16 protein-coding genes are annotated in these 16,102 nt (G+C 60.1%); 11 read left to right on the plus strand and 5 right to left on the minus strand.

Annotated elements, in window-relative coordinates:
- From G5229_RS19190 to trhA, 3 genes are all read right to left on the minus strand, one after another.
- A partial coding sequence (locus G5229_RS19190) for a retention module-containing protein (protein ID WP_421210068.1) occupies positions 1 to 1,535 on the minus strand: 1,535 nt, incomplete at its 3' end.
- Between the two features lie 229 nt (positions 1,536 to 1,764).
- Complete coding sequence (locus tag G5229_RS19195; RefSeq protein ID WP_216952965.1) at positions 1,765 to 3,426, minus strand: putative transporter; 1,662 nt, start codon at positions 3,424 to 3,426, stop codon at positions 1,765 to 1,767.
- A 127-nt stretch (positions 3,427 to 3,553) separates the two neighbouring features.
- Complete coding sequence (trhA, locus tag G5229_RS19200) at positions 3,554 to 4,189, minus strand: PAQR family membrane homeostasis protein TrhA (RefSeq protein WP_421210070.1); 636 nt, start codon at positions 4,187 to 4,189, stop codon at positions 3,554 to 3,556.
- A 175-nt stretch (positions 4,190 to 4,364) separates the two neighbouring features.
- Here trhA and G5229_RS19205 point away from each other — a divergent pair, with 175 nt between their 5' ends.
- From G5229_RS19205 to G5229_RS19215, 3 genes are all read left to right on the plus strand, one after another.
- A complete protein-coding gene (locus G5229_RS19205) occupies positions 4,365 to 5,888 on the plus strand; it encodes an aminotransferase class V-fold PLP-dependent enzyme (protein WP_421210072.1) in 1,524 nt (507 codons plus the stop codon).
- Positions 5,889 to 5,978: 90 nt separating this feature from the next.
- Complete coding sequence (locus G5229_RS19210; RefSeq protein WP_005354349.1) at positions 5,979 to 6,542, plus strand: septation protein A; 564 nt, start codon at positions 5,979 to 5,981, stop codon at positions 6,540 to 6,542.
- A gap of 24 nt (positions 6,543 to 6,566) precedes the next feature.
- The gene (locus tag G5229_RS19215) at positions 6,567 to 6,863 is read left to right on the plus strand and encodes a YciI family protein (protein WP_005354350.1); all 297 of its coding nucleotides are present in this window, start codon (positions 6,567 to 6,569) and stop codon (positions 6,861 to 6,863) included.
- A gap of 79 nt (positions 6,864 to 6,942) precedes the next feature.
- On the opposite strand, the gene cysQ is transcribed toward G5229_RS19215, so the two are convergent.
- A complete protein-coding gene (gene cysQ / locus G5229_RS19220) occupies positions 6,943 to 7,698 on the minus strand; it encodes a 3'(2'),5'-bisphosphate nucleotidase CysQ (RefSeq protein ID WP_421210074.1) in 756 nt (251 codons plus the stop codon).
- A 47-nt stretch (positions 7,699 to 7,745) separates the two neighbouring features.
- Positions 7,746 to 8,606 (minus strand): DeoR family transcriptional regulator, encoded by an 861-nt coding sequence (locus G5229_RS19225; RefSeq protein WP_421210076.1) that lies wholly within the window; start codon positions 8,604 to 8,606, stop codon positions 7,746 to 7,748.
- Positions 8,607 to 8,880: 274 nt separating this feature from the next.
- On the opposite strand from G5229_RS19225, the gene kbaZ reads away from it, so the two are divergent.
- The 8 genes from kbaZ to G5229_RS19265 are packed head-to-tail and all read left to right on the plus strand — an operon-like array spanning position 8,881 to position 16,039.
- Positions 8,881 to 10,194: a tagatose-bisphosphate aldolase subunit KbaZ gene (gene kbaZ / locus G5229_RS19230; protein WP_421210078.1), complete on the plus strand. Its 1,314-nt coding sequence runs from the start codon at positions 8,881 to 8,883 to the stop codon at positions 10,192 to 10,194.
- Positions 10,195 to 10,206: 12 nt separating this feature from the next.
- Positions 10,207 to 11,376 (plus strand): SIS domain-containing protein, encoded by a 1,170-nt coding sequence (locus tag G5229_RS19235; RefSeq protein ID WP_421210079.1) that lies wholly within the window; start codon positions 10,207 to 10,209, stop codon positions 11,374 to 11,376.
- Positions 11,376 to 11,849 carry a PTS N-acetylgalactosamine transporter subunit IIB gene (gene agaV / locus G5229_RS19240; RefSeq protein ID WP_005340902.1) on the plus strand — a complete coding sequence of 158 codons (474 nt, stop codon included), beginning with the start codon at positions 11,376 to 11,378 and terminating at the stop codon, positions 11,847 to 11,849. Before G5229_RS19235 ends, agaV begins: the two co-directional genes overlap by 1 nt.
- Positions 11,850 to 11,864: 15 nt before the next feature.
- Positions 11,865 to 12,638, plus strand: coding sequence for a PTS N-acetylgalactosamine transporter subunit IIC (agaW, locus tag G5229_RS19245; RefSeq protein ID WP_005340903.1), 774 nt, complete (start codon positions 11,865 to 11,867; stop codon positions 12,636 to 12,638).
- On the plus strand, positions 12,628 to 13,506 hold the full coding sequence (agaE, locus tag G5229_RS19250) for a PTS N-acetylgalactosamine transporter subunit IID (RefSeq protein ID WP_005354370.1): 879 nt from the start codon (positions 12,628 to 12,630) through the stop codon (positions 13,504 to 13,506). The genes agaW and agaE overlap by 11 nt, the downstream gene beginning before the upstream one ends.
- A gap of 48 nt (positions 13,507 to 13,554) precedes the next feature.
- A complete protein-coding gene (gene agaF, locus G5229_RS19255; protein ID WP_236368401.1) occupies positions 13,555 to 13,995 on the plus strand; it encodes a PTS galactosamine/N-acetylgalactosamine transporter subunit IIA in 441 nt (146 codons plus the stop codon).
- Positions 13,995 to 15,194 (plus strand): N-acetylglucosamine-6-phosphate deacetylase, encoded by a 1,200-nt coding sequence (nagA, locus tag G5229_RS19260; protein WP_421205954.1) that lies wholly within the window; start codon positions 13,995 to 13,997, stop codon positions 15,192 to 15,194. The genes agaF and nagA overlap by 1 nt, the downstream gene beginning before the upstream one ends.
- Complete coding sequence (locus G5229_RS19265) at positions 15,185 to 16,039, plus strand: tagatose bisphosphate family class II aldolase (protein WP_421210083.1); 855 nt, start codon at positions 15,185 to 15,187, stop codon at positions 16,037 to 16,039. Before nagA ends, G5229_RS19265 begins: the two co-directional genes overlap by 10 nt.
- Positions 16,040 to 16,102 lie beyond the last annotated feature (63 nt).

Below are 16,102 nucleotides of genomic sequence, written 5' to 3' on the forward strand. Positions count from 1 at the left end.
TCGGTCACAGTCAGGGTGACTTTCTGGCCATCTTCCACGTTGCTGGTCGTGCCCTTGAGCTCGACCGCCTTGGCTTCATCCACCGACAGGTTGCCATCACCAATCGCCGCCAGGTCGATGCTCGGCAGGTCAGTATCCACTTCATAACCTTCGCTGTCGGTCGCGGTGGCGCTGTTGCCCGCCACGTCGGTGCTGGTCACGCTGGCATCGATGGTGCGGTCGCCATCGGCCGCCAGATCGCTGCCCGCCACCAGGATGGTGAAGCGGCCATCGGCAGCCACCTTGCCGGTGTATTCGGTGTTGTTGACGGTCAGGGTGACGGTGTCCCCTACCTTGAACTCGCCCGTCACGGTGCCGCTGACCGGGATCTGCTGACCCGCTTCAGCGGCGTTGATGACGTCGTCGGCGGTGATGTCGGCATCCAGGGTGATGGCCAGGTCAGGGGCCTTGCTATCAACACTGCCATCGTCGGTAGCGGTACCTGTGTTGCCAGACGGATCGGTGATGCTGGCCGTCACCTTATAGCTGCCTTCCGCCAGCGGAGTAGTGACATCTACGCTGTAACCACCACCCGGTTGCACGATGGCGGTCAACGTTTGTTGAGTGCCATTGGCATCGGTCACGACCAGAGTGACCGTGCTGCCAGCAGGTGCATCCGTAGTGCCCGTAATGGTCGGGGTGGTGTCATTGGTATTGTCAGGTGCATCAACAGTAATCACCGGAGCGGTTACATCCACACTGCCATCATCGGTCGCGGTGCCGGTGTTGCCGGCCGGATCGGTCACGGAAGCCGTCACCTGATAGCCCCCTTCGGCCAGCGGTGTGGCGACATCCACGGTGAAGGTGCCATTAGGTGTGACAATAGTGGTCAGGGTCTGCTGATTGCCGTTGGCATCGGTCACCACCAGGGTCACCGTGCTGCCAGCAGGCGCATCCGTGGTTCCGGTCAGGGTCGGAGTGGTGTCATTGGTATTGTCTGGCGCTACCACGGAGATGGTTGGAGGCGTAAGGTCAAATACCTCATCTTCTCCTGCAGCATCCAGCGGTGGCTCGCCATTGGTGTTGTAGGTGGTATCGAAGGTCGCTTCGGCAATGGTTGCGGAGCCGGTACGGTCGATGGTGACAAAACCGCCGTTGCCACTGGCTCCGGCGACACCACCAACCCCGCCACCACCGGCAGCAGGTGCACCGCCTGCGGCGGAGGCTTCAAAGGCCTGGGTCGGGTCAGCGCCACCCAAAATGGCTTCTTGCAGGGCACTGATATCATCGGGTGTGCCTGCGGCACTGTTTTGCGCCAGCTGGGGAGCATCTTCCTCTTCGGCAGGCTCACTCTGCTCGCTGGCAGGTTGCACATTGAAAGACTGTCCGCCGCCCATGAAACTGGCGCCATCCGGCGACATGATCACCGCCCCTTTCGGCAGCACATCCCCTTCCACCAGCAACTTGCGGCTACCATCTGCAGCCACCTGATAAACTTGACCTTTGAGCTGGGTGACGGTTACGCCCTGTTCCAGAGTAACGGAATTGGTAATCATGTTCTCTCCTGAATCCTGATTTGCATGCAAAAAGCCACAGCCTACTCTGCACAGAGAGAGAGCAAATAACCAGTTCGAAAATTCGAAAGAATAGACTGATTTGAGGCTGGACCGTTCAGCCAGACAGAAGGGTGATGAGGGGATTACCGAAAAATAAAAACTAAAATTATCAATATATTACATTATAATGGCAGGAGCATGACAAGGCATGCTCCTGTCCGGTTTAACCCTATGCACCGGCCCAGAGGATGATGGCCAGCAGTTGTGGCGAGATGATCCGCAAGAACATCACCAGCGGGTAGACAGTGGCGTATGAGAGCGCACTGGCACCACTGGTCGGGTGCATGGCGTTGGCAAAGGCCAATGCGGGAGGATCCGTCATGGAGCCAGCCAGCAAGCCACAGAGGGTGAGATAGTTCATCTTGCCATAGAGACGCGCCAGCACCCCGACCACCAGCAAGGGGATCAGGGTAATCGCTGCCCCATATAGCATCCAGGAGGGGCCATCACCGTTGATCAGGGTATCAACAAAGCCGGCCCCTGACTTGAAGCCAACCACCGCCAGAAACAGCACGATCCCGATCTCCCGCAGCGCGAGGTTGGCGCTGGGGGGCATGAACCAGTAGAGCTTGCCGATGCTGCCGATCCGCGACAGGATCAGCGCCACCACCAGCGGCCCCCCCGCCAGACCCAATTTGAGAGCGGCCGGGAATCCGGGCAGGTAGAAGGGGATGGAGCCGAGCAATACGCCGAGGCCAATCCCGATAAATACCGGCAACATCTGCACCTGTTGCAGTTTTTGTTGCACGTTGCCGACCACATTGGTCACGGCCTCGATGGCATCGAGACGACCTACCAGGTTGAGGATGTCACCAAACTGCAGACTGGTCTGGCTGGTCGGTACCAGCTCGATACCGGCCCGGTTGAGGCGCGAGATCACCACGTCATAGCGCTGTTTGATGTCAAGATCGCGGATCTTCTTGCCCAGCACCTGCTCGTTGGTCACCACGACCCGCTCCACCCTCAGGTCGGTACCGCGAGTCGATAGGGAGGTGTCGACCTCTTCACCCAGCACCAGCAACACCTTGTGCAGTGCATGGCGCTCACCAACCAGGTGCAGCAGGTCGCCCAGCTCGATACGGGAATCAGGGCGCGGCACCATCAGCTCGTCGCCACGCTTGAGGCGTGAGCAGATGACATCAGACTCGTCGAGACTCGGGATCTCGCTCAGCATCAAGCCATGCATGTTGGGGTTGCGTACCGCGATGTTGATGGTCTGCAAGCTCTCCTTGGTTTTACCTGTCTGCAACTCGAACTGGGCGGCTTCATCGTCGATCTTGATGCGAAAGAAGACCCTGACCAGCCACATGGTGAGCAAAATGCCGCAGATGCCGAATGGATAGGCCACTGCGTATCCCATCCCCATCAGCCCGGTTGAACCATGGGGAGCCCCCAGCTCCGCCAGGATCTGCTGACCCGCACCAAGAGATGGGGTATTGGTCACGGCACCGGAGAAGACCCCGAGGATCACCGGTAGCGGCACATCAAACAGTTGATGAAGTGCCGCCGCAACGATGCACCCCAGGATAACCAGCAAAGCAGCAAAGGCATTGAGCTTGAGTCCGGAGCTGCGCAATGACGAGAAAAAACCGGGGCCGACCTGAATGCCGATGGTATAGACAAACAGGATCAGGCCAAACTCTTGAATAAAATGGAGTGTTTGCTCATCGAGCGCCAGCTCTGACACCCCGGCAAAGTGACCCACTATGATGCCGCCGAACAGCACCCCACCGATCCCTAACCCAACGCCATAGACTCGCCAGTTTCCAAGCCAGAGTCCCAGCACTGCCACCAGCGACAACATGCTGATGGAAAGCGCGATTTCACTCATTTCGTGCATCCTTTGCGAATTGAACTGGCCCTAGCTTGTCAGCAAACGCTGATGCCAACTGTGTGATACCGCACGAATTTATCCTTTTACGCGCTAAAAATACCAATTAAGGGCTAGTTGCAAGACGTTAGGCGACGTAGCCGTAAATGGCCATAAAGTGACAAACGCTGCCACCCAGCACAAAGAGATGCCAGATGGCGTGGTTATAGGGGATCTGCTTGGCCACATAGAAGATGACCCCGAGGCTGTAGATAAGGCCGCCAAGCCCGAGCAGCAGCAGCCCCTCACCGGCCAGATGGATATAGAGCTGGTAGATGACCACCAGCGACAACCAGCCCAACATCAGGTAGGTAAAGAGCGACAACTTCTTGAAGCGGTTGATAAATACCAACTTGAACACCACGCCAGCCAGCGCCAGGGCCCAGATCACCACCATCAACCCCTTTGCCAGCGGCGTGTCGAGTGCAACCAGCAGGAAGGGAGTATAAGTACCGGCAATCAGCAGATAGATGGCACAGTGATCAAACACCTTGCACCAGCGTCTGGCCCGCCCTTCCGCCATGCAGTGGTAGAGGGTCGAGGCAAGATAGAGTAGCACCAGACTGCCGCCATAAAGGCTGTAGCTCACCAGCGCCTGCGTACCCTGCCCCCATCCCTTGATGAGCAACAGCACCAGCCCGACAATCCCCAGCAACAATCCCGCACCGTGACTCAGCCGATTTGCCAGCTCCTCCCGGGGGGAGTAATCCATCACACCACTCATAACATCGACTCCACAATAACTGTGGCTCACTCTACCCAGCGCCATTTCGGAGTACAAGTGTTCGCTTAAAAAATGGAGTGGCTGTCACCCGCCCCCCTTTGGTGTATGCTCTGCCGCCGATGCCCGACAGAAGCGGCATAGACACCAACACCGGTGACCTGGTCTGGAGAACCTGATGACGTTGACTGAGCTGTTTACACAAGCGGATCCCGCCTTTGGCGAGGCGATGAACACCTTGCTGGAGAGCTTCCACCACTCCGACGACAGTCAGGCTATCTACCAGCGCGACCAGTTCACCCACCAGCTCGCTCAATCCCGAATGCCTGCGGTCGGTCTCTCCATCGATGAGTATCTGGCGCGGCTGGCCACCCTGGTACCCGGCGCATCCCATCTCACCTCGCCACGCTACATGGGTCATATGACAGCACCATTGCCGGCCTTCACTGCCGAGCTGTCGCGCCTGCTGGTGATGCTCAACCAGAATCCGATGAAGATGGAGTCCTCCCGACTGCTCAGCTTTCTGGAGCGGGAGGTGCTGGCCAAGCTGCACCGCCTCATCTATGGCAGGGACGATGCTTTCTACGGCGAGCAGATGCATGCCAAGGATGCCGCCCTCGGCGTCATGACCAGCGGCGGCACCATCGCCAACGTCACGGCGCTGTGGCTAGCCCGCAACCGTGCCTGCGGCGACAACCTGTTCGCCCTCTATGAGCAGGGCTATCGCGGCGCCGTCATTCTGGGCTCCCGGCTGATGCACTACTCCTTCGACAAGGGGATGGATCTGTTGGGACTCGGCGCCCGCAGCGTCTGGCGCCTCGAGACCGACGAACAGAACCGGCTCAGTCTGGCCGCGCTGGAGCAGGCGCTGATCCAGAGCAAAGAGCAAAAATTGAAAGTACTGGCGCTGGTCGGCGTGGCGGGCAGCACAGACTTTGGCTCCATCGATCCCCTGCCGGAGCTGGCGGCCATCGCCGAACGCGAGCAGATCCACTTCCACGTGGATGCTGCCTGGGGTGGCCCGACCCTCTTCTCCCCCCGCTATCAAACCCTGCTGGCCGGGATCGAGCGAGCCGATACCGTCACCCTGGATGGCCACAAACAACTGCTGGTGCCGCTCGGTACCGGCATGCTGCTTTGCCGCCAGCCAGACCTGATGATGGCGGTCAAGCGGGAGGCCCCTTACGCCATCCGTGCCACCTCGTTCGATCAGGGTCGCTTTACCCTGGAGGGCACCCGCCCGGCCAACGCCCTCTATCTGGATGCCGCCTTCCAGCTGTTCGGCCAGCAGGGCTATGCCGACCTGCTCGAGGCCAACTACGACCGAGCCAGACTGATGGCCGAGCTTATTACCAGCAATCCGGCCTTCGAGTTGATGTCTGCTCCGGTGATGAACCTGCTCTCCTACCGCTGCATCCCGCCCCATCTACAGGGCAAGCTGCTGGACGAGACGGCCAACGAACAGATCAATGCCTTCAACGTGGCGCTGCAAAAAGCCCAGCGCGCCGAAGGGCACAGCTTTGTCTCCCGTACCCAGCGGGCGGTGGTACGCTACGGTGCCCAACCGCTCACCCTGCTGCGCGCCGTGCTGCTCAACCCGCTTATCGAAGAGCGCCATATCCGCGACCTGCTGGCCGATCAGCAGCGACTGGGGATCTCGATTGCACGCCAACTGTTTGGCGACAGCGCGGAACCGGCGTAAAAATGAGCGGTCTTATTCATTTGCCGTTGTCTGCTGTACAGGTAGACTGGGCGAAATTTGCAGGCCATCTTTGAGGACTAGGCGCCAACAATGAAGCAATTTATTGAATTTATTCCACTTATCGTTTTCTTTGCGGTCTACAAGTTCTACGACATCTACATGGCTACCGGCGCACTGGTGGTGGTCACCGGTCTGCAGCTCGCCTATAGCTGGATCCGCTATCGCAAAGTCGAGAAGATGCAGCTATTCACCTTCCTGCTGGTTGGCTTCTTCGGCGGCCTCACTGTCTTCTTCCACGATGACACCTTTATCAAGTGGAAAGTGACCGTCATCAACGTGCTGTTCGCACTGGGCCTGCTCATCAGCCGCTACGGCTTTGGCAAGAATCTGATCAAACAGATGCTGGCCAAGGAGCTGCAAGCCCCCGATGCAGTCTGGGACAAGGTCAATCTCGGCTGGGTCGGCTTCTTTACCGTCTGTGGCCTGCTCAACCTCTACGTGGCGTTCAACCTGCCGCAAGAGATGTGGGTCAACTTCAAGGTATTCGGCCTGCTGGGGATGACGCTGGTCTTTACCCTGCTGAGCGGCGTCTATCTCTATCGCCATATCCCTGCCGAGCAGTTGTCCCAGCAAAAAGACGAACCCAAAAAGTAACCCTCATCAGAAAAGGATTGTCTCATGTGGTATCTCATCTACTCCGAAGATGTCCCCGATAGCCTGCCACTGCGCAAGCAAGTTCGCCCTGCCCATCTGGCTCGCCTGCAAGCCCTGCAGGATGAGGGGCGGCTGCTGACAGCCGGCCCCAACCCGGCCATCGATGCCGAGGATCCGGCCGATGCCGGCTTTACCGGCAGCACCGTCATCGCCGAGTTTGCCTCGCAGGCGGACGCCCAGGCCTGGGCCGATGCCGATCCCTATGTGGCAGCTGGCGTCTATGCCAAAGTGACCATCAAGCCGTTCAAGAAGGTCTTCTGACCCGAAGCGAATAGCAAAATAAAAAAGGCCGGACTGGAAGTTCACTCCAGTCCGGCCTTTTTGCATCCCGGTATCAGCCTCACGCCCTGGCGACAAACCAGGGGTTAAGGATGTCCGGCTTGTTGTAGGCAAGGGGTGAACCGTCGAGTTGGGTGACGCTGCCACCCGCCCCCTCCAGCACCGCCTGCGCAGCGCCGGTATCCCACTCGCAGGTGGGTGCTAGGCGCGGATAGAGCTCGGCGCCCCCCTCGGCGATGATGCAGAACTTGAGCGAACTGCCCATGGAAACCAGCTCGATCTCGCCAAAGGGAGCCAAGAAATCGAGGGTCTCCTGCGACAGGTGGTTGCGACTGCCCACCACCCGCCACGCAGTTCCTTCAAGATGAGGCCGAGTCTGGATGGACTCGTGCTTGCCATCGGCGATGCGCCAGGCCCCCGCGCCCTTGCCGCCATACCAGAGCTTGTCCAGCACCGGCGCATAGACCAATCCCCAGCGCGGCGCCCCCTCTTCAATCAGCGCGATATTGACGGTGAACTCGCCATTGCGGGAGACAAACTCCTTGGTGCCGTCGAGGGGATCCACCAGCCAGTAACGGGACCAGCCGTGGCGCGCTGCCATCACCTCGGGCCCCGACTCCTCCGACAATACGGGGATGTCAGGGGTCAGCCGTGCCAACGCCTGAACGATCACCTCATGAGCCCCCTTGTCGGCCGCGGTCAGCGGACTCTCGTCGCTCTTGTACTCCACCGCGAAGGGCTGGCTGTAGATGGCCATGATGGCCGCCCCCGCCGCGCGGGCGACAGGTTCAAGTTCGGTGATATCGGGGTGGTACATAACAGGCTCGATCAGTGAGTGAGAAACCCAGTCTATCGCGTTTGTCATCAACCGCTTATAGCTGATTGCACTGGATTATATTGCCCCCGCGTCTCTTGTCCCGTGCTGCCATCGGCCGGTACCAGCAGCACTTCGATACCGGCATTGCGCAGGCCGGAAAGGATATCGGCAGGTACGGCATCGTCGGTGATCAGGGTGTGAATTCGCAGAGTATCGATGATCTTGTGCAGGCTGCGCCGGCCAAACTTGCTGGAGTCGGTGACCACCACAATCCGCTCGGCCACCTGACACATGCAGCGGTTGAGGCGTGCTTCGTCCTCATGATGGGTGCTGACGCCGCGCTCCAGATCGATGCCATCCACCCCGAGAAACAGCATGTCAAAGTGGTAGTTTTGCAGGGACTGCTCCGCTTGTGCACCGTAGAAGGAGAGCGACTTGCGGCGCAGATGTCCACCCGTCATCAGCAGCTCCACCCCTTCGGCTTCGAGCAGTTCATTCGCCACGTTCATGCCGTTGGTCATCACCAGGATCTCCTGATGTCCCTTCAGATGACGCGCCACCTCCAGTGTTGTCGTCCCCGAATCGAGGATAAGGCGACAACCGGAGGGCACCAGGGTCGCCGCCAGCGCGCCGATCCGCTGTTTCACCGGAGTATTGAGCACACTCTTGTCGGCAATGGTGCGCTCCGGAACCGTCTGGCCCGGCTCGCACAACAGGGCGCCGCCGTAGGCGCGCACGGCCACCCCCTGCTTCTCCAGAAAGGCCAGATCGTTGCGGATAGTCACGGTAGAGACCTGATAGTGACTCGCCAGCTCGTTGACCTGAACGCTGCCATTGCTGCGCAGCTGCTGAATAATCCGCTCCCGCCGCTCGCTGGTTCCGAGCGCACCTTTTTCGCTTGTTTGCATAGTTCTTCTGCCGGAATGCTGTAGTGAAAGATCGCTTTCACTTCGTTACGTTTGCATATTAACGCTCAGCGAAGGTGTCAAATCAAGCCTTCATTACGCTTTACCACCGCTCTCATCACCTTTCTCTACTATTCAAACACTTTCGATACCTTTCTTTTTGTGATCCCTTTCAAGATCTGACGACTCTTTTGTTTCGTTTTCTTTTCCTCCCCACTACCGTAAAGAAAAGAAATCGAAAGAACATTTCCATACGCAGCAACCAAGGGACATCAAAATGAAATCCATGCTGGCACTGGTCGAAAGACATAAACAGGGAGAACAGACCGGGATATACGCCGTCTGCTCCGCTCACCCGCTGGTGCTGGAGGCCGCGCTGCGGCTGGCCGCCGAAGGAGATGAGCTGCTGCTGGTCGAGGCCACATCCAATCAGGTGGATCAGTTTGGCGGCTATACCGGCATGACCCCCGCCGACTTTCGCGATCGTCTCTACGAGCTGGCGGCACAGTGTCACTTTCCGGCGCAGCGCCTCATTCTGGGGGGAGACCATCTGGGTCCCAACCGCTGGCAGGGGGAACCGGCCGGGCAGGCCATGGCCCATGCCGGGAATCTCATCGCCAGCTATGTCGCGGCCGGGTTCAAGAAGATCCACCTCGACTGCAGCATGTCCTGTCAGGGCGATCCCGTTCCCCTGACCGACGAGCTGGTCGCTGAAAGGGCGGCACGGCTGGCGCAGATCGCCGAGCAAACCTGTCTGGCCACTTTTGGCGAGAGCGATCTGGTCTATGTGATTGGCACCGAGGTGCCGGTGCCGGGCGGTGCCCATGAAGATCTTGCCGAGCTGGCGGTCACCACGCCGGAGGCGGCGCGCCACACCCTCGAGGCCCATCAACAGGCCTTCAACAAGGCGGGGCTGGCCCATATCTGGCCGAGGGTGATCGGTCTGGTGGTGCAACCCGGCGTCGAGTTTGACCATACCCGCGTCATCGATTACCGGCCCGAAAAAGCGGCTCCCCTTAGCCGGATGATCGAAGCCTATCCCCACATGGTGTTCGAGGCCCACTCCACCGATTACCAGACTCCCGAGGCTTACCGCCAGCTGGTACGCGACCACTTTGCCATTCTCAAAGTCGGCCCCGCCCTCACCTTCGCCCTGCGCGAAGCGCTGTTTGCCCTTGCCGCCATCGAGGAGGAACTGGTGGTTGCCAAGGCCTGTTCAGGTCTGCGCAAGGTGATGGAAGAGACCATGCTGGAGCGCCCCGACTTCTGGCGTAGCCACTATCAGGGCAGTGCCAACGAGTGTCGACTGGCCCGTGGCTACAGCTATTCGGATCGCATTCGCTACTACTGGCCCGATAGCCGGGTCGATGAGTGCTACGCCAGATTGCTGGCCAATCTGGCGGCGGAGCCCATCCCCTTGCCACTGCTGAGCCAGCATCTGCCCCTGCAGTATCGCAAGGTGCGTCAGGGCACGCTCTCGGCCAATCCCCATGACCTCATTCTCGATCAGGTGCAGGAGGTGCTGCGGCACTACGCCAGCGCCTGCACTGCGGCCTCTCGCCGCCATTCCCAGCTCGACCCTGTTGTATAAGGAGTTGCAGACATGATCCTTGGTTATCCAGAAGAGATGTTGCGCAGTGCCAATGGCCTGGCGACTGCCCGTGAAATTCGCCAGCAACCCGCCACCTGGCGCGAGACCCTCGCCATGGTCGAGGAGTGCCGTCCTGCGCTGACCCGTTTTCTGACCCCCCTGCTCGCCCGACAAGAGCTGCGCATCATCCTGACCGGGGCTGGCACCTCCGCCTTTGCCGGTCGGGCGCTCGCCCCCTATCTCTCGGCCCACCTGCATGCCCGGGTCGAGGCGATCGCCACCACGGATATCGTCACCAATCCGGCCGAGTATCTGGCCGAAGATTGCCCGACCCTGCTTATCTCCTTTGCCCGCTCCGGCAATAGCCCCGAGAGCGTGGCGGCGGTCGAACTGGCCAGCCAGCTGCTCAGCCACTGCCACCATCTGGTGCTGACCTGCAACGGTGAAGGGGCGCTCTATCGCCGCTGCCAGCAAGATGCCCACTCTCTGGCCCTGCTGATGCCTCCCCAGACCAATGATCGCAGCTTCGCCATGACCAGCAGCCTGACCAGCATGATGCTGAGCTGTCTGGCTCTCTTTCTGCCGGAGCGGTTCAACCGCCAGCGTTGCGAGCAACTGGTCGCTACCAGCGACGCCATTCTGGAGCAGGTTGTGCAGCGCGTACCGGCCTGGAACGAGACGTTGCCCGAGCGGGTCATCTATCTTGGCAGCGGCAGTCTGCAAGGGGTGGCGCAGGAGGCGGCACTCAAGTTGCTGGAGCTGACTGCCGGCCGTCTGGTCGCCATGTTCGACTCCCCCACCGGTTTTCGCCACGGCCCGAAATCGGTCGTCAACGAGCAGACGCTCATCGTGCTGCTCATCTCCAACGACCCTTACACCCGGCAATACGATCTGGATCTGCTACGCGAGCTGCGAAGCGATGGCAAGGCCGCCCGGGTGGTCGCCATCGCCGACCAGCCCCATCCCGTCATCGAGGAGGGGGAACACATCTATTTGCCCGCCACCCTGCATGGCGACGATGCCCAGCTCGCCTTCTGCTACCTGCTATATGCCCAGTACTACGCCTTTCATACCTCGCTGGGGCTGGGGATCAGCCCGGACAATCCCTGCCCGACTGGCCAAGTCAACCGGGTCGTACAGGGGGTCAATATCTACCCGTTCCACCAAGAAGGAGTGCTGTGATGCCCAATATCGTATTGAGCCGGATCGATGAGCGCCTGATCCACGGTCAGGTCGGTGTCCAGTGGGTCGGCTTTGCCGGTGCCAATCTGGTGCTGGTCGCCAACGACGAAGTGGCAGAGGACCCCATCCAGCAGAACCTGATGGAGATGGTTCTGGCCGAAGGTATTGCGGTGCGGTTCTGGCCGCTCCAGAAGGTGATCGACAACATCCACAAGGCGGCGGATCGCCAGAAGATCCTGCTGGTCTGCAAAAACCCGACCGATTTCAACACCCTGGTTCAGGGAGGTGTCCCCATCTCCCGGATCAACGTCGGCAACATGCATTACGCCGACGGCAAGCGTCAAATCCACAAGACCGTATCCGTGGACGAACAGGACATCACCGCATTTCGCGCCCTACGGGACGCCCATGTCGAGTGCTATGTCCAGGGCGTGCCGACCGAACCGGCACAGGACATTTTCAATTTGCTCTGATTAAGGACAATTGTGATGGAAATCAGTTTGTTACAAGGTCTGCTGCTTGGCATCCTGGCGTTCTTCGCCGGACTCGACCTGTTCAACGGTCTGACCCACTTCCACCGTCCCGTGGTGCTGGGGCCGCTGGTTGGCCTCATCCTCGGCGACCTGCCCACAGGTATTCTGGTGGGCGGTACCTTGGAGCTGGTCTGGATGGGGCTGGCACCGCTGGCGGGGGCGCAACCGCCCAACGTCATTATTGGCACCATAGTCGGCGCCACCTTCGCCATCACCACTGGGGTCAAGCCGGATGTGGCGGTCGGGGTTGCCGTTCCCTTCGCCGTGGCCGTGCAGATGGGGATCACCTTCCTCTTCTCGGTGATGTCGGGGGTCATGTCCCGCTGCGATCGCATGGCCGAAGCGGCTGACGTGCGCGGTATAGAGCGGGTCAACTACCTAGCGCTGCTGGCTCTGGGCACCTTCTACTTCCTCTGTGCCTTCCTGCCTACCTACTTCGGGGCCGAACATGCCAAGGCGGCCATCGACGTGCTGCCCGCCCGACTCATCGACGGCCTCGGCGTTGCTGGCGGCATCATGCCCGCCATCGGTTTTGCCGTGCTGCTCAAGATCATGATGAAGAACGTCTATATCCCCTACTTCATCCTCGGTTTCGTCGCTGCCGCCTGGCTCCAGTTGCCGGTACTGGCCATCGCCGCCGCCGCGCTGGCCATGGCCCTGATCGACTTCATGCGCACCACCCCCCCGCAAGCTCGTCCTGTTCAGGAGGAAACCGAAGATGGCATCTAACAACACAGCTGCGCGGATCATCTCCAGCGCCGAACCGCACAATACCCGGCCACAATCCGACGATACCTATGAAGATCAGCAGCTTGGCGCAGAGCTGACCAAGCAGGATATCAACCGCTTTGCCTGGCGCTCCCTGCTGCTGCAGGCCTCCTTCAACTATGAACGGATGCAGGCCTCGGGCTGGCTCTATGGCCTGCTGCCGGCACTGCAGAAGATCCACACCAATCCGCGGGATCTCTCTCGGGCGATGAAAGGGCACATGGGCTTCTTCAACACTCACCCCTTCCTGGTCACCTTCGTGATGGGGATCGTGCTGGCGATGGAGCGCTCCAAGCAGAACGTCAACAGCATTCAGAGCACCAAGATCGCAGTCGGCGCACCGCTCGGCGGGATTGGCGATGCCATGTTCTGGCTCACCCTGCTCCCCATCTGTGGTGGCATAGGGGCAGATCTGGCGCTGCAAGGCTCCATCATGGGTGCCGTGGTCTTCTTCCTGCTGTTCAACGTGGTCCACTTCGGCCTGCGTTTTGGTCTGGCGCACTACGCCTACCGCATGGGGGTAGCGGCCATTCCGGTCATCAAGGCCAACACCCGCAAGGTGGGCCATGCCGCATCCATCGTCGGTATGACGGTGATCGGCGCGCTGGTCGCCACCTATGTGCGTCTTGGCACCACGCTGGAGATCACTGCCGGTGATGCAGTCGTCAAACTGCAGGCGGATGTGCTCGACAAGCTGATGCCCGCCTTCCTGCCGCTGCTCTACACCCTGGCGATGTACGCCCTGATCCGCAAAGGCTGGAGCCCGCTGCGCCTCATCGTCATCACGGTGGTACTCGGTATCGTCGGCAAGTTCGCCGGTTTCCTCTAATCCGGAGCCGGCAGCAAGCCGGCCCCCTTTGCAGTAAAGGAACAGACTATGTTGGGCATCATTATTTGTGGTCATGGCGGTTTCGCCAGCGGTCTGGAGCGCGCCATGCTGCAGATCCTCGGCGAACAGAAAGCGGTTATCGCCATCGACTTTCCCGAGAGCTCCACCACCGCCCTGCTGCAGGCACAGTGCGAAGCGGCGCTGGCAGAGGTCGACAAGGGGGATGGCGTGGTCTTCCTGACCGACCTGCTCGGCGGCACCCCGTTTCGGGTCGCCTCTACCCTCTCACTGCACCAGCCAGAGCGGGAGGTCATTACCGGTACCAACTTGCAGCTGCTACTGGAGATGGTGCTGGAGCGCGATGGCCTCAGCGCCCGTGAATTCCGCCGGCAGGCCCTTGATTGCGGCCACCGGGGTCTCACCTCGCTGGCAGATGAGATAGGTAAAGAGCGTCAGGCAGATGCCGCTCTCGTCGAGGAGGGCATCTGATGGCCTCACGGATCCGTGCCCGTCGCCTGCTGACCGAACAGGGTTGGCTGGAACATCAGGAGCTGACCCATGAAGGGGGCATCATCACCGCCATCGCTCCCATCACGGATGGCGATCCGGCGCGGGATGTCGATCTGCTGGTGCCTGCGCTGATCGATGGTCATGTCCACGGCGGTGCAGGTGTCGATGTCATGGATAGCGAGGACAATGCCTTGGCAACCTTGTCGATGGCCAAGGCGACAGAAGGGGTCGGCGCTTTTCTTGCCACCACGGTCACCGCCCCACTCCCCGAGATAGAGCAAGCTCTTGCCCGCATTGCCGATGGCGTTGCCCGTGGCATGCCGGGCGCAGAGCTGCTCGGCTGCTATCTGGAAGGGCCCTACTTCACACCGGACAACAAGGGCGCCCACGATCAGGCGCTGTTTCGGGAGCTGGATATTGCCGAGCTGAACCACCTGCAACAGCTGGCGCGCGGCACCCTGAAGGTGGTCGCGCTGGCACCGGAAAAGCCCAACGCCATCGCGTCCATTCACCATCTTGCCGCAAACGGCGTGCGGGTAATGCTGGGCCACTCGGCGGCGGATCACAATACCACCATGGCGGCGCTGGCAGCGGGCGCCTCCGGGCTGGTGCACTGCTTCAATGGCATGCGCGGCCTGCACCACCGCGAACCCGGCATGGTCGGTGCAGGTCTTGTCCATCCCGCAGCTTGGCTGGAGCTGATCGCCGATGGCAATCATCTCCACCCGAGCGTGCTCAAGCTCTGTCACTGCTGCGCCGGCCAGCGCCTGCTCTTGATCACCGATGCGATGCGCGCCGCCGGTATGCCCGACGGTCACTATCTGCTTGGCAACTATCGGGTCGAGATGAAGAACGGCGTGGTACGCACCGAAACCGGCGGTCTGGCGGGCAGCACTCTCACCCTGCTTGGCGCCGTACGCAACATGGTGCAGCTGGCGGATGTGCCGCTCGATGAGGCCATCACAATGGCCTCGCTGGCACCCGCAAAGATGCTCGGCATTGCCGATCGCCTCGGTTCACTGGCAGTTGGCAAACAGGCCAATCTGCTCGCCCTCACCACTGAACTCAATCAACAACACATCTGGGTGGCTGGCCGGGAGATAAATCCGACCAACCTTTCCTCCCTTTTCTCAGGATCTCGCGTCAATCAGGACGCTCAGGAGTCACTATGTATCTGATCTCTTCCCATGAAATGCTCAAAGATGCCCAGCGCCGTGGCTACGCCGTACCGGCTTTCAACATCCACAACCTGGAAACCGTGCAGGTGGTGGCTCGCACCGCCGCTCGCATGCGCTCTCCGGTGATCTTGGCTGGCACCCCGGGCACCTATCGCCATGCCGGGGTCGAATATCTGGTCTCCATCTGTCAGGCAGCTGCTCATGAGTACCGCATCCCGCTGGTGCTGCATCTGGATCACCACGAAGACGAGCAGGACATCCACAACAAGGTCGAAGCGGGCATTCGCTCGGCCATGATCGATGCCTCGCACTTTCCGTTTGAAGAGAACATCGAGAAAGTACGCAGTGTGGTCACTTTCTGCCATCGCATGGGCGCCAGCGTTGAAGCGGAACTGGGCCAGCTGGGTGGTCAGGAAGATGACCTCATTGTCGATGCCGCAAATGCCAAATTTACCGATCCGCTGAAGGCTGCCGAGTTTGTCCGCCGTACCGGTATCGACTCGCTGGCCGTGGCCATCGGTACCGCACACGGCCTCTACAAGGAGGAGCCCCGTCTGGACTTTGCACGCCTCGCCGCCATTCGCGAGCAGGTAGATATTCCGCTGGTGCTGCACGGCGCCTCCGGCGTACCGGAGGCCGATGTGCGCCGCTGCATCGAACTCGGGATCTGCAAGGTCAACGTTGCGACCGAACTGAAGATAGCCTTCGCCGATGCAATGAAAGCCTTCCTTGGCTCTCATCCGGATGCCAGCGACCCGCGCCAGTATCTGGTACCCGCCATGGCCGCCATGGAGGAAGTTGTCGAGGCGAAAATCCGTATGTGCATGAGTAATAACAAGATTTGATAACAATAAAATTACGGTAACAGGTCTGGGAGATAATAATGATGGCTCGCGCATCCTTGCGAA

The organism is Aeromonas sp. 602396 (assembly GCF_049173735.1).
GTDB lineage: Bacteria > Pseudomonadota > Gammaproteobacteria > Enterobacterales > Aeromonadaceae > Aeromonas > Aeromonas veronii_A.